General features: G+C 71.1%; 12 protein-coding genes. 1 reads left to right on the top strand and 11 read right to left on the bottom strand.

The window, feature by feature from the left end; genetic code table 11:
• Positions 1-30: 30 nt before the first annotated feature.
• Genes OG379_RS15615 through OG379_RS15565 form a run of 11 tightly spaced genes read right to left on the bottom strand, consistent with a single transcriptional unit; the run spans position 31 to position 11,661 of the window.
• On the bottom strand, positions 31-1,317 hold the full coding sequence (locus tag OG379_RS15615) for an MFS transporter (RefSeq protein ID WP_405663153.1): 1,287 nt from the start codon (positions 1,315-1,317) through the stop codon (positions 31-33).
• Positions 1,314-2,624, bottom strand: a complete 1,311-nt coding sequence (locus OG379_RS15610) for a hydrolase (protein ID WP_405663151.1) — start codon at positions 2,622-2,624, stop codon at positions 1,314-1,316. Before OG379_RS15610 ends, OG379_RS15615 begins: the two co-directional genes overlap by 4 nt.
• Complete coding sequence (locus OG379_RS15605; RefSeq protein WP_393765707.1) at positions 2,624-3,877, bottom strand: ATP-grasp domain-containing protein; 1,254 nt, start codon at positions 3,875-3,877, stop codon at positions 2,624-2,626. Before OG379_RS15605 ends, OG379_RS15610 begins: the two co-directional genes overlap by 1 nt.
• Before the next feature lie 46 nt (positions 3,878-3,923).
• Positions 3,924-4,871 carry a transketolase family protein gene (locus tag OG379_RS15600; protein WP_405663149.1) on the bottom strand — a complete coding sequence of 316 codons (948 nt, stop codon included), beginning with the start codon at positions 4,869-4,871 and terminating at the stop codon, positions 3,924-3,926.
• Positions 4,868-5,713 carry a thiamine pyrophosphate-dependent enzyme gene (locus OG379_RS15595; RefSeq protein ID WP_405663147.1) on the bottom strand — a complete coding sequence of 282 codons (846 nt, stop codon included), beginning with the start codon at positions 5,711-5,713 and terminating at the stop codon, positions 4,868-4,870. Before OG379_RS15595 ends, OG379_RS15600 begins: the two co-directional genes overlap by 4 nt.
• Positions 5,713-7,566 (bottom strand): M20/M25/M40 family metallo-hydrolase, encoded by a 1,854-nt coding sequence (locus tag OG379_RS15590; RefSeq protein WP_405663145.1) that lies wholly within the window; start codon positions 7,564-7,566, stop codon positions 5,713-5,715. Before OG379_RS15590 ends, OG379_RS15595 begins: the two co-directional genes overlap by 1 nt.
• A complete protein-coding gene (gene argC / locus OG379_RS15585; protein ID WP_393765711.1) occupies positions 7,563-8,636 on the bottom strand; it encodes an N-acetyl-gamma-glutamyl-phosphate reductase in 1,074 nt (357 codons plus the stop codon). The genes OG379_RS15590 and argC overlap by 4 nt, the downstream gene beginning before the upstream one ends.
• Entirely contained in the window at positions 8,629-9,948 is a 1,320-nt protein-coding gene (locus tag OG379_RS15580; protein ID WP_393765712.1) for an aminotransferase class I/II-fold pyridoxal phosphate-dependent enzyme, read from the bottom strand. Before OG379_RS15580 ends, argC begins: the two co-directional genes overlap by 8 nt.
• The gene (locus OG379_RS15575) at positions 9,945-10,574 is read right to left on the bottom strand and encodes a DegT/DnrJ/EryC1/StrS family aminotransferase (RefSeq protein WP_393765713.1); all 630 of its coding nucleotides are present in this window, start codon (positions 10,572-10,574) and stop codon (positions 9,945-9,947) included. Before OG379_RS15575 ends, OG379_RS15580 begins: the two co-directional genes overlap by 4 nt.
• A gap of 20 nt (positions 10,575-10,594) precedes the next feature.
• Positions 10,595-11,476 carry a RimK family alpha-L-glutamate ligase gene (locus OG379_RS15570; protein ID WP_405663140.1) on the bottom strand — a complete coding sequence of 294 codons (882 nt, stop codon included), beginning with the start codon at positions 11,474-11,476 and terminating at the stop codon, positions 10,595-10,597.
• Complete coding sequence (locus OG379_RS15565; protein WP_104786329.1) at positions 11,473-11,661, bottom strand: lysine biosynthesis protein LysW; 189 nt, start codon at positions 11,659-11,661, stop codon at positions 11,473-11,475. Before OG379_RS15565 ends, OG379_RS15570 begins: the two co-directional genes overlap by 4 nt.
• Positions 11,662-11,891: 230 nt before the next feature.
• Here OG379_RS15565 and OG379_RS15560 point away from each other — a divergent pair, with 230 nt between their 5' ends.
• The gene (locus tag OG379_RS15560; protein ID WP_393765715.1) at positions 11,892-12,821 is read left to right on the top strand and encodes a hypothetical protein; all 930 of its coding nucleotides are present in this window, start codon (positions 11,892-11,894) and stop codon (positions 12,819-12,821) included.
• Positions 12,822-12,833 lie beyond the last annotated feature (12 nt).

Raw genomic sequence — 12,833 nt, 5'->3', positions numbered from 1 at the left:
GGGGGCGTGTGGGGGGGATGGATCGAACCGTCAGGCCGTGGTGTCGGCCGCCTGCCGGGTCTCCGTGGCGGCGGGTGGCTCCTCGGCCTTCACGAACGCCGTAGTGCTCTCGGCCGAGGCGCTCTCCTTCTTCGCGGAGGAGAAGCTGACGGCGGCGCAGACCACCGCGATCGCACCGACGACGTACCAGTTGAGGCCCGGGATGTCGGTGGAGTGCGAGAGGTCGTAGAGCGCGCCGGCGGCGAGGGTGCCGACCATGTTGCCGAAGCTGCGGAAGAAGTGCATCGCGCCCATCGCCCGCGCCAGGCGGTCCGCCGGCATCCGGTTGGCGACCCAGAGGTCGAAGGACGGCGTGAACAGGATGTCGCCGAAGACAACGACCAGGCAGCCCACGACCACCCACACCGAGGTCTGTCCGGCTCCGAACAGGGCGTACGCCGCCGCCATGGCGAGGAACGCGACACCCATGACCTGACCGGGCCGCAGGTGCTTCGACATGTAGCGGAACGCCGGGTACTGAAGCACCAGGAGCGCCAGGCCGGTGATCCAGAAGGGGGTGGAGACCGGCAGGTCCGCGGCGAACTCCTCCATGTGCAGCGGCATGCCGACCAGGAAGCTGATCGAGAGGATCCAGAAGACGCTGGAGAGCAGGAAGTAGCTGCCGCCCCCGCCGAGCTGCAGGCCCTTGAGGATCGCCACGTTGACCAGCGGGGTGTCCTTGGCCGCCGGGGCGGCCTGCCCGCCCGCGTCGGCCGGGATGAACGAGGCCGCCGCCGCGCAGTAGCCGGCGAACAGGACGAACACCACCAGGAACAGGACCGTCATCGAGGAGCCGAGGAACAGACCGCCGATCACGGCGCCCGCGATGACACCGAGCTGGCAGGACATCTGGAACGAGGAGAAGGCCTTGGGCCGGTCCGCCTCGGGCAGCGTGCCGAGGATGTTCTTCAGCCCCGGGAAGGAGATCCCCGAGCCGAAGCCGACGAAGAAGGCCAGCAGGCTGTAGAACGGCACCCCGTCCGCGAAGCCCATCCCGCCGAGCGCGAGGGCCTCCACGGCGATGCCCGCGATGATGCTCGCGCGGGTTCCGAACCGGGCGGCGACACCCTCGTAGAAGAACGTCGCGCTCAGCCGTCCCACGTACGTCAGGAACATCACGAACCCGGCCCAGAAGCCGCTGTACTCCACGCCGAGCGTCGAGATCAGATGCGGGAACCAGATGTAGTTGCCGATGTGGGCGAGCGCGATGCCGGAGTTGACGCCCAGCAGCACCTTGCGGGTCTGTGGGCTCAGGACATGGCGTTCCTGGCTGCTCATGCGGTGACCTTTCCTCGGGTGGGGGTGGCGCGCAGGTCCTGGATGGCCGCCACGACCGCCGCACGGTCCACGGCCACGCCCCGCACGTACGTGGCCCGGGGAAGCTGCGACAGGGGCTGACCGGCCGCGGCCGGGTCGATCAGGTTGAACGTGGCCGGGCGGCCCTCCGCGATGAGATCCGTGCCGGGCTCGCGTCCGGACAGTTCGTCGAAGAAGCCACGGGCCGTGGTCGTCGCCGTACGCAGCAGCGCCTCGCGCAGACCGGGCTTGCCCAGGTCGTCGCCGGCCAGCAGGTCCAGCTCGCCCTTGAGCGCGTCGCCGTGGAACGCACCGGTGTTGCCGCAGTCGGTGCCGATCAGCAGCGCGCCGCGTTCCAGCGCCGCCAGGCTGTTGTCACGCATGTTGACCAGCGCCGCGGTCCGGGTGTCCTGGACCTCGTACTGGATGCCGAACGGCTCCTCGATCTTCGACACGTAGTCGAGGTTGGCGAGGTCCTGGGTCTCACGGAACCCGGGCCTCTCGTACTCGCGCAGGAAGTCCTCGCGCTCCATGATCATGGGGCGCAGGCCGCTGAGCGTGGAGACGAACCGGGCGCCTTCGAGCGCCTGCCAGTCCGCGGCAGAGAGCATGAGGTCCCGCACCGGGTGGGCGAAGATGCGGAAGCCGAAGGCGTAGGCCTGCATCACCTCGTCGCGGGTGTTGCAGTCGATGACCGTCTTCAGGCCCTGCTCGGCGGCGAGCCGGGGTACGTGCGCCAGGAGGTTGCCCGGGAGCCGGGAGAAGCGCTTGGTGCTCTCCGGCTGTTCGGCGCCCTCGGTGTACATGACCTTCAGGAAGGTCGCGCCGCGTGCCTTGTTGGCCGCGAGCACCGTGGCCAGGTCCTCCTGGACGCTCAGCATGAAGACGGGGGCCGGGAATTCGACGCCGTGGCCGTAGTGGCCGTCGAGGTCCTTGGTCGCCGTGGCCGCGTAGCCGCAGTGGGCCACCTCGGGCCAGGGGAGGGGGGACTCCTGCCTGCCCTTCTCCCAGCCCTCCTTGACCAGCGGGAAGCCGAACATGTCCACGACGTGCGTGACCCCGTGGTAGAGGTACTGCATCGCGGAGATGCGCGGGTCGTCGAGCGAGTCGTCGAAGTTGGCCGGGAGCGCCAGGTGGGCGTGGGCCTCGGTGAAGCCGGGCCACAGCTCCGGGGTTTCCGCGTCGTTCACGTCGCGCTCGGCGACGGCCCGGACGGAGGAGAAGTGACCGTCGTCGACGGTGACCTCGTACAGGGTGGCCGGATCGAGTTCCGGAATCGCGACGCGCATCAGCGGGCCACCTGGACCTTGATGGTGAAGTCGATGTCGTCGAGGGCGGCCCGGACGCGGCCGGTGGCCTCGTCGCGGTCCTTGCCGGTGTAGATGAGGTGGCCGAGCCAGTCGAAGTTGCTCTTGGAGAGCCGGGACACGGTGCGGCCGGGCTTGGCGTACGCCAGCGCCTCCTCGAAGCCCGGGGTTCCCTTGAGCTTGTCGAAGCCGATGGAGACGAGCTCCCCGTCGACGGGCGACCCGAACCAGTGGCCGCCTGCGATGACGTCACCGGGGATGGGCAGTTCGGGCGTCTCGCCGAGGGCCTGGCGGATGACCTCCAGGTAGGGGTTGACGCCGCTGGAGAGCTCCATCAGCTGCGGCACGATGCCACCGGTGAGCCGGCCGTTCACCTCGCAGAGGACGGGTCCGTCGGCTGCGAGGAAGTACTCGGCGTGGATGAAGCCGAAGTCGACACCGAGCCCCTTGAGCACCCGCTCGTTCATCGCGAACAGCTCGTCCTGCAGCGGGTGGCCGCTGAAGTAGGTGAGACCCATCTCGATGAAGTACGGGAAGCCGCTCAGGTTGCGGTCGGTGATCCCCAGGTTGACGATCTCACCGCTCTGCAGCACGCACGCCTCGACCGAGACCAGCTCGCCCTCGATGAACTCCTCGACGACGATCTCCGGGATGCGGGTGACGCCGCGGCCGTAGTCGTCCACCTTCGCCAGCTCGGCCAGGTAGTCGGTGAGCTCCTGGTCGTCGCGGAGGAGGAGCACGTGCAGGCTGGCGGTGCCGTCGGACGGCTTCACCACGCAGGGGAAGCCGATCTCGTGGACCGCGGCCGCCATGTCCTTCGGGTCCGAGACGGCGACGAAGCGCGGCTGGCGTACGTCGGTGTTCTCCAGCGTGAGGCGGGTGCGGTGCTTGTGGCGGGCGTTGAGGGCGCCCTCCACGCTCATCCCGGGCAGGCCGAGCGAACGGGCCACCGAAGCGGCGTGCACCGTGTGGTACTCGCTGTAGGTCATGACGCCGTGGACGGGCTTCCGCGCGTTGATCTCCTTGGCGAGCCGCTCCAGCTCGTCGATGGAGAAGGCCTCGGTGCTCTTGATCACGTCGCACCTGTCGTGTGCGAAGGCCGCCTCGGCCAGCGGCGAGGCGCCGAGGTAGAAGTCGGGGTCGGCGGAGACGAAGGTGACGTCGTGGCCCAGCTCCAGCGCGTTGGCGATGCCGGCGATGCCGTTCGGGTTGCATTCGACCATGAGGATGTGCATGAGAAATCCTTAGTTTCGAAGGGGGTTCGGAGAGTTCCGGAGAGGCCTAGTGATCAGCCCTGCGCAGCTCGGCCGCGGCGGAGAGGACGGCGGGCAGATCGAATCCGAGCCGGGACATCACCTCGTGGTGGTCGCCGCCCTCGGCCGGCCAGGAATGGCCCGCGTTCACACCCACGACCTCGCACCGGGGCATCAGCAGCGCCAGGGCCTCGGCGACACCGCCCTCGCGCCGGTGTTCCTCGACGACCACGAACCGGCTGTGGCTCCCGGCCAGTTCGGCGGCCGCCCGGGTCAGGTTGTCGTGGTCCAGGTACACGAGGTGGGCGTGGGCGAGGCCCGGGTGCCGCTCGCGTGCTTCCAGGGCGAGGCGGGTGCCCTCCTCGCCCACGGAGACCAGGCAGGGTTCGCCGTGCGTACCGGTGGAGTCCCAGGCGACCGGAGGGAGTTCGCCGTCCTGGCCGGGCAGCGAGGTGTATGCCGCGTTGCGTCCGGTGCGGATGTAGTGCGGCTTCCCCGAGCGGGCCGCGGCGCGTACGACCGCCCGCATCTCGGCCTCGCCGTACGGCGCCGCGATGGTCACGCCGGGCACGCTGCGCAGGACGGCCAGGTCCTCCAGGCAGTGGTGCGTCGTGCCGAACCAGGCCCCGGAGACACCGGCGTACGGTGCGACGACGGTGACCCCCGCGTTCAGATAGCCCAGCGTCAGCTTGAGGCTCTCCGCCGCCCTGAGCGCCGCGAACGGTGCGAAGGTGGAGAGGAACGGCCGGTAGCCGCCCACCGCCAGCCCGGCGGCCATGTCGACCATGGCGCCCTCGGCGATGCCCAGGTTGAAGAACCGGTCGGGATGGGCCCGCTGGAACGGATGGTTCTTGCCGCCGAGGTCCGCCTCCAGGCAGACCACCCAGGGGTCCTCCTCGGCGATCCTGGTGAGCTCGTCGCGGTAGGCGTCCCGGCCCGGGAGCGCCGCGCGGGGCTCCGTGATCGTCGCCGTCATCGGATCGCTCGCTTCCACTTGGCGGCGCGCGCCGCGTCGATGGTGACGTAGTGGGAGGCGGCCTTGCCCTCCACGGCGGGCACGCCCTTGCCCTTCACCGTGTCGGCGACGACCGCGAGCGGCCGGGTGGCGCCCGAACGGTCGCCGGACAGCACCTCGGTGAGGGCGCCGAGATCGTGACCGTCCACCTCGGCCGTCTCGAATCCGAAGGCGGCGAAGCGCTCGGCGAGCTGCGGCAGGGGTGAGACGTCCGCGACCATGCCGTCGTTCTGGCCGCCGTTGCGGTCGACGACCAGCACGAAGTTGCCCAGCTGCTGGGCGGCCGCGACCTGGCAGGTCTCCCAGACGAGGCCTTCCTGCAGTTCGCCGTCGCCCGTCACGGCGATGCCGAGACCGGGCTTGCGGCCGAGCCTGCGGGACATCGCCCAGCCGGCCGCGTACGGCACACCGTGTCCGAGGCTCCCGGTCGGGAACCGCACACCGGGGACCTTGGGCCCGGGATGACCGGTGTACGGGTGCCCGGCCATGCCGTACAGCGGCGCCGGGTTCTCGGGCAGGACGCCGTTCACGTACAGCGCCGCGTACAGCCCCGCGGCGGCGTGGCCCTTGCTGAGGACCACCTCGGTGCCGTCCCCGGACGAGGCCCGGTGCAGCGCCGCGATCAGGATGTCCAGCACGGAGAGGCTGCCGCCGAGGTGGCAGCCGCGCGGACTCGCCGCCATGTCGACGACGAGCCTGCGGGCCTCCAGCGCCCGCTCGGCCAGCAGGATGTGGCCGGCGTCGGGGGCGCCCACGGTGTCCGCCGTGTCGGCGGAGTCCAGGGTGTCGGTCAGTACGGTCATCATCGGCTCCCTTCCGGCAGGGCGAACCAGCGGGCCACCGCGTCGGCCAGGAGCGAACGCGCGGTGCGGTACTCCTCGGCGCCGATGCGCTCCTCGTCGGTGTGGTCGAGCGCGGAGTCGCCGGGGCCGTACGCGACCATCGGCACCCCACGCCAGGTGGTGGCGAGGGTGTTCATGTCGGAGGTGCCCTTCTTGACCACGAACCTCGGCCGGATGCCGGCCTGGCCGAAGGCGCGGGAGAAGACCTTCACCAGGGAGCTCGTGCGGCCTCCGCTGTGGCCGGGGGTGGCCCGCTCCACCGCGATCTCGAGGGCGTCGCCGCCGTGCGAGAGGGCAGCCGTGCGCAGGGCTTCGAGGTCGGCGCCCGGCGGTACCCGGAAGTTGAGGATGCCGACGGCACGGTGCCGCTCCCGGCCGGTCTCGCAGCGGACGTCGATGACGGCGCTGAGGGCGTCCGGAGCCTGCTCCAGCACCGAGGTCCTGATGGACTCGACGGCGCGGATCAGTGTGTCGGGGGCGGAGACGGCGTCCATGCCGGCCGAGTGGCCGCTCTCGACCCAGGCCGTGACCCGCAGCTTGAACAGGCCGTAGTAGCCGAGCGTCAGCTTGTCGCTGCCACTGGGCTCGCCGATGACGACGGCGTCGGCCGGATAGTGGTCGCGGGCGTGGAAGGCGCCCTTCGAGGAGGAGATCTCCTCCTCGACCGCGCCCACCACCCGCAGCCTGCCGTCGGCGGGGACCTCGGCGGTGGCCAGCACCTCCAGGAAGGCGGCCAGGCTGCCCTTGGCGTCCACGCTGCCGCGGCCGTGCAGTTCGCCCTCGCGCCACTCGGCGGGCCAGTGGTGCGGAACGGTGTCCAGATGGCCGAGCAGCAGCAGACCCCGGTCCCCGGCGCCCTTGGTGGCCACCAGGTTCCCGGCGGCGTCGATCTTGGCGTCGATGCCCCGCTCGGTGCACCAGTCGACCAGGTAGGCGGCCAGTTCGTGCTCGTCCCCGGAGACCGACGGCACCCCGACCGCACGGCCGAGCAGCGTCAGGTCCGTCTCCGGGGCGCTGCCGCGCCAGAAGCGGGTCCATCCGGCCGGGTCGGCCAGCGTGTGCGGCCCCGTGATGGCGATGTCGGCGCTGCCGCCCTCCAGTGCCATCTCGGCGGCGCGCACCTTCTGCCGCATCCTGCCGCCCGCGTACCGGGCCGCTTCGCCCTGGTGCGCGTGGGGCAGCGTCGAGGCCGGGTCCGAGGGGTCGGTGAGCAGCCCCGCGGTGCCGGTGACCAGGCGCAGGTGGTCGGCGCCCAGCGCGTTGGACAGGGCGGCGGCGAGCACGTCGGCGTCCACGTTGAGCGGGGCGCCGCCGTCCCGGTCACGTACCGGAGCGGAGAGGCACACCACGTCGTACGCCTCCAGCAGCGCCTTCAGCCGGGCGGTGTCCGCCTCGACCGGTACGCCTGCCCGGTGGTCGCGGACCACCCTGGTGCGGCCCTCGGGGCTCACCGTCTTCAGCGGCCGGTTGGCGCGGCCGGTGACCAGGCCGCCGCGTGCGGCGACCGCGGTGAACACGTCGAGACCGAGCGCGCGCAGGCCGTCCTCGACGGCGGGCAGGGTGACCCGCTCGTAGGCGTCGACCAGGTGCGTCATCTCGGCGGGCGGGCAGTAGCGCACCGCGTCGCCGTTGGCGAGCCGCAGTTCGGGCATCGGCCGGCCGAGGGCGGCGTAGTGCTGCTCGATGCCGACCGCACCCCCCGCGACCAGCAGCAGACGGGCGCCGCGGGCGACGAGTGCGGCCAGTTCGGTGTGGATGGTGCCGCGGTCGAGGGTGGCGCTGCCGACCTTGACCACGTACAGGGGGCGGGTCACGGCGCCACCGCCGCGCAGCTGAGACCGGTCCACTCGGTGTAGCCGAGGGCCAGGTTCATCGCCTGGACGGCCTGGCCGGCCGCACCCTTGATGAGATTGTCGATGGCGGAGATGGACACGCACTGGTTCCCCTCGACGGAGACCGCGACCTCGGCGATGTTCGAGCCGACGACGGCCTTGAGCATCGGGAAGTCCTGCGGGGCCTTCGGCGACGGCCGCACCCGCACGAACGCCTTGCCCGTGTACGCCTTGGCGTAGGCGCGCTTGACGTCGAGCGGGCTGACGCCGTCCTTGAGCCGGCTGTACGCCGAGATCAGGATGCCGCGCGGCACGTCCAGGCTGTGCGTGGAGAAGCGCAGCTCGGGTGCCGTGCCGGTGAAGTGTTTCAGCGCCTGGGTGATCTCCGGCAGATGACGGTGTCCGTGCAGCTTGTGGACCCGGAAGTTCCCGGAGCGCTCCGCCGGCTGCTCGGAGCCGCCGCGGCCGCCGCCGGTGGAGCCGGTCTTCGCGTCGACCACCACGTCCTGTTCGGCGAGACCCTCGGCGAAGAGGGGGTACAGCGCGTAGACCGTCGCGACGGCCATGCAGCCGGGCAGGTTGATGAACCTGCCCTCCGGCAGGGACTCCGACAGGTCCGGTACGAAGTAGTCGAAGGCGTCGGCCGGCGGATGGGCCACCGATGCCGGGTAGTGCTTCGCCAGCTCCTGCGGGTTGTCGAGCCGGAAGTCCCCGGCCAGGTTGAGCACGTACTTCGCACGGTCCGCGATCTGCGGGAGCCGCTCGGGCAGGGCGCCGGTGGGCAGGCAGGTGATCGCCACGTCGACCTCGCCCAGCTGGTCCAGCGGACGCAGCTTGATGCCGGCGAGCCGCGGATGGTTGCGCAGCCACGGGTGGACGGCGCCCACCTGCTTGCCCGCACCGCGCTCGGCGGACAGGAACGCGAGTTCCACATGGGGGTGGTTGAGGAGCAGCCGGATGACTTCGCCGCCGGTGTAGCCGCTCGCGCCGATGACGGCGACGCGGATCTTCCCGTCGGAGAACGTGCTCTGGAAGGTCGTCTGCTCAGCCAAGGCGGGCCGCCTTCTCATAGGGACGGCGGTAGTCGCCGGCCTCGACGAGCTTGCGGATGGCGTCCGGGCGCCGGGCGACCTTGGTGAAGGCGTCCGCGTAGCGCAGCGCCCGCTCGTACTCGACCGGTGAGCGCAGCTCGCGGCAGAGGACCAGGGTCGAGTCGAGCATGGCGAGGGTCGCCGGGAAGTCCTCGGGCCTGTGGTCGCGTACGGCACCCGGGTTCAGCGTGAACGGGTAGCCGTTGCCGAAGCCCGCACGGTGCACGAACGGCAGGTGGCAGGGGATCGGGGTGTTCTGCCACTCGCGGGCCGGCACGCCCTCGGCGACGAGCAGTTCGTGCACTGCCTCCTTGACCGCCCACACAGGGAGGTCCTCGAGACCGATGGCCTCGGGCACCAGGGTGATCCGGTACATGTTGTAGGCGTGGACGTGGCCCTCGGGGACGTACGGCGCGCGGAAGAATCCGGTGGCGTCGATGGTGTCCGCGATCAGGCGCGCGTTGCGGGCCCGTACCTCGTCGTAGTACGGCAGGCGCTCCAGCTGGCTGTGGCCGAACGCCGCGGCGACCCACGACATCTCGTAGTCGATGCCGTTGCGCAGGGTGTAGTCGGAGGCGCGCCGGTGGGCCTCCTCGGTGGCGAAGAAGGCGATACCGCCCTCGCCGCCGAGCGGGAAGTTCTTGTCGGCCATCAGGCTCTGTCCGGCGGCGTCGCCGAACGAACCGGCGATACGGCCGCCGATGCGGGCCGAGTGGGCGTGCGAGGCGTCCTCGACGAGCGCGATGCCGTGCTTGTCGGCGAGGGCGCGCAGCGCGGGTACGTCGGCCGGCAGGCCGTGCACGTGTACGGGCATGATGGCGCGGGTCCGGTCCGTGACCGCTGCCGCAGCCGCCGCGGGGTCCATGCAGTACGTCCGCGGGTCGATGTCGACGAACACCGGGACGGCGTGGGCGGCGACGACGGCCTGCGCGGTGGCGATGAAGGTGAACGCCGGGACGATGACCTCGTCGCCGGGCTGCACGCCGGCGCCGACGAGGGCCAGGTGCAGGCTGGAGGTGCCGCTCGCGGTGGGCAGCGCGTACTCGGCGCCCACGTAGGCGCGGTAGGCCTCGGCGAAGTCGGCGACGACCTTCTCGGGCGCTCTCCGCTGGGAGAGCATCAGGTTGAAGACGTCCTCCTTGGTGATGATCGGGAAGAGTGTGCGGCGCAGCTCCTTGGGGATCAGCGCCTCGCCGCCGAGGGCGGCCAGCTCCGAGGTGAGCTCCTCGGCGGAGGGCAGCGGAAGCGGGGCGGAGGGAAAGTCGGTGATCATGACGTGGCTCCGGTGGTGAGGGGACGCACGGCCTGGCTGAGGGCCATGCGGACGCAGGCCGCTACGAGCGGGCTCAGCCGGTAGTTGAACTGCACGCCGGGGATCAGGTCCGCCTCCGACTCCTCCTGCGTCCACATCGTGCGCAGGTCGTAGGCGCCGAAGATCTTGAGCCGCTCGGCGCGTGCCCAGACGGTGCGGTCGTCGGTCAGTACGGCGGCGGCGGGGCCGAAGCCGAGACCGGTGAGGTCGACGACCAGGGCCGGTGCCCGCAGGGCCCGGGCCTGCTCGTCGAGCAGGTGTGCCCGGCCGGCGTCCAGCGAGATGTGCTCGAAGACGGCGGGACCCGGCTCCTCCGCAACGCCGACGCCGAGCCAGTTCAGGAACGCGGCGTCCTTGGGCGACAGTTCAGGCACGCTGACGGTGTCTCCGTGCCCGATGCCCTGACCGGCGAGCGCCGCGTGCACGGCTGCGCTGCGGCTGTTGACGAGTACGGCGTGGGCGCGCCCGGTCCGCTTGGTCAGCAGGCGTTCCAGGCCGGGCAGTTCGCGATCGCTCTTCTCGATGCTCATGACCACACCGGAGGTCATCACCCGGGTGAGCACGGTGGCTGTGTCGAACAGTTCCATGAGATCTGTCTTCCTTCGTGTCACGCGGCCGCGGGAAGCGTGGTGTCGCTGCACAGTTCCGCGATGTACGCGGCCAGATGGCCTGCCACGTTCACGCCGTGTACGGCGGAGGAACGGGCGAAATCGGGATTCGCGTTCACTTCGAGGACCAGGAGCTCGCCGGTGGCGAGATCCTCGATGAGATCGATTCCGTAGAAGCCCTCGCCCAGTGCGTCGACGACCTGCGCACAGAGCTTCTCGATCGGGCCGGTGATCTCCAGTCGTTCGATCCTGGCGCCCAGGTGGGTGTTGGTGCGCCAGTTGTCCGAGACCCGCTGGATGGCGACCACGGGGGTGCGCCCCACCACCACGACCCGGAGGTCGTGACCGGGCTTGTCGATGTACTGCTGCACCAGGACCGGGAACAGCTTGCCTGCGGCGTCCGCCGACTCGCGGCCGCCCACCCATGCCTCGAGCGAGTCGGTGTCGGTCACCTTGGTGACCCCGCGCCCCCAGGAACCGCTGACGGGCTTGACGACGGCCGGCATGCCGAGTTCCGCCACGGTCCCGCGCACCTGGTCGTAGCTGAAGGTGTGGCGGGACACCGGGTGCGGAATGCCGTGCCGGGCGAACAGCAGGGCCTGAAGGCCCTTGTCGTTGCAGGTCTCGATGGTGGCGGCACGGTTGAGGGCCGTCACGCCGGTGAATTCGAGTCGTCGGGCGACCCCGACCGCCTCGCGGTGGGACAGGTTGCGGATCACCGCGAAGGCGGGCGGGGGCGTCACCCCCGACACCACCTCGGCGAGGTCCTCCGCCAGCAGCGGCCGGACGTTCAGTCCCTCTTCGCGCAGTGCGTTGAGGAGGAGCTTCTCGTCCGGCCGCAGCATGGTGACCGAAAGCAGTACCTCGGGGGCGTCGGTCACTCGCCCCAGTCCTCTTCGACCTCGGGGGCCAGGGCGACGCGTACGACGGCGTCATCCTTCTCGACGATCTCGTGCTCCTGCCCGCAGGCGCCGCACTCGGTTATCTCGCCCCGCTCCCAGTCGTCCTGGATATCGAAGTCCGTGTCGCACACGAGGCACTGCGGTACGGAAATGGTTGCAGGCATTGCGGTCCTCTCGTCTCGTCGGGCACCGGGCCGGTGACCGCAACGAACATCCCGTTCCCGTGGCGAGGCGGCAAAGGGCGAGGAGGAATTCCGTCAACTGCCCCGGAATAAGTCAACTGTGCGCTGCGGGACTGACGGAGAAGGGCGGACCTGACGGAAGAACGGCGGACCTGACGGAGAGCCGGAGCGCGGCTGTCGCGTGGGTGCGGGCTCCCCTAATCTCGGCTCCCATGATCAGCCCATTGGCAGCCGCGCTGTTGCGGCAACTGGCCGCCGAAGGCGTGGCCGGCTGGCTGGCGGAAGACGCGTCGGCACCCTTCGCACCGGCCCGGCTGCGCAGGTTCGCCGAGGACGGGAACTTCAGCGGTCTTCTCTCCGCCTCCGGGTCCGCCGACGCCGTACGCGAGGCCTGCGACGCGCTCCTGTGGGTGTACGAGGCGGCGGACGGCGACGCCGGACTGGTGTCCGCCGCCGTGGACCACGAGACGAGCCTCGCGGTGGACAGACCCAATCTGCTGGTGCGCATCGCGCCCGACGGCCCCGGCCTCCGGGCGGTCACCGCGACGGTCGCCGCCGGGCTCGGCGTCGACGTGTCGCCCGTCCGCTCGCTGGACAGCTGTGTCGAGGCCATGGACGCGTACTTCAGCGGACTGGAGCTGGCTCTCGCCGCGGGGCTGAGCCTGCGCCGGCTGGCCGCCGTCATCTCGGTGCCGGTGGGGGAGATCGACGCGGAGGTCGACGCCCGGCTGGCCCGGCTGGCGTCGCCGGAGGCCCTGCGGCATCGGGGCTCGGCGGCGCTGGCGGTCGCCAGGCTGGCGTTCCGGATGCGTGAGGAGCGGCTGGGCGACGAGTGGTGGCGGGTGCTCCGCGCCGCCGGTGCGCGGCCGCCCCGACTGGTGTGGACGGCGCCCCTGCCGCACCGGCTGACCGCACTGGTGGGGTGGCGGACCGCGCAGGCGGTGTCCGTGGAAGTACTGGAGGAGGCCGTGGCCCACGGGGTGCCGAACGGCGACACGCTGCTGAAGGCGGACGAGGCGGGGCGGGCCGCCCTCGCGGCCCTCGACGAGGTGGGCATCGACATGACGGAGGTGTTCCGGGTCCTCGGCGAGAAGTGCCGGGAGGACACGGGCCCGGTGAGGCAGGAGCGCCCGGCCGGATGACCCGGCCGGGCG

This window comes from Streptomyces sp. NBC_01166 (genome assembly GCF_045039765.1).
Lineage (GTDB): Bacteria > Actinomycetota > Actinomycetes > Streptomycetales > Streptomycetaceae > Streptomyces.
This window is presented reverse-complemented; position numbering and strand designations above follow the sequence as displayed.

Coding starts and splice junctions, on each gene's coding strand:
- OG379_RS15560 (WP_393765715.1), top strand. CDS start 11,892: ATGATCAGCCCATTGGCAGCCGCGCTGTTGCGGCAACTGGCCGCCGAA.
- OG379_RS15565 (WP_104786329.1), bottom strand. CDS start 11,661: ATGCCTGCAACCATTTCCGTACCGCAGTGCCTCGTGTGCGACACGGAC.
- OG379_RS15575 (WP_393765713.1), bottom strand. CDS start 10,574: ATGGAACTGTTCGACACAGCCACCGTGCTCACCCGGGTGATGACCTCC.
- OG379_RS15605 (WP_393765707.1), bottom strand. CDS start 3,877: ATGCACATCCTCATGGTCGAATGCAACCCGAACGGCATCGCCGGCATC.
- OG379_RS15595 (WP_405663147.1), bottom strand. CDS start 5,713: ATGACCGTACTGACCGACACCCTGGACTCCGCCGACACGGCGGACACC.
- OG379_RS15600 (WP_405663149.1), bottom strand. CDS start 4,871: ATGACGGCGACGATCACGGAGCCCCGCGCGGCGCTCCCGGGCCGGGAC.
- OG379_RS15610 (WP_405663151.1), bottom strand. CDS start 2,624: ATGCGCGTCGCGATTCCGGAACTCGATCCGGCCACCCTGTACGAGGTC.
- OG379_RS15615 (WP_405663153.1), bottom strand. CDS start 1,317: ATGAGCAGCCAGGAACGCCATGTCCTGAGCCCACAGACCCGCAAGGTG.
- OG379_RS15580 (WP_393765712.1), bottom strand. CDS start 9,948: ATGATCACCGACTTTCCCTCCGCCCCGCTTCCGCTGCCCTCCGCCGAG.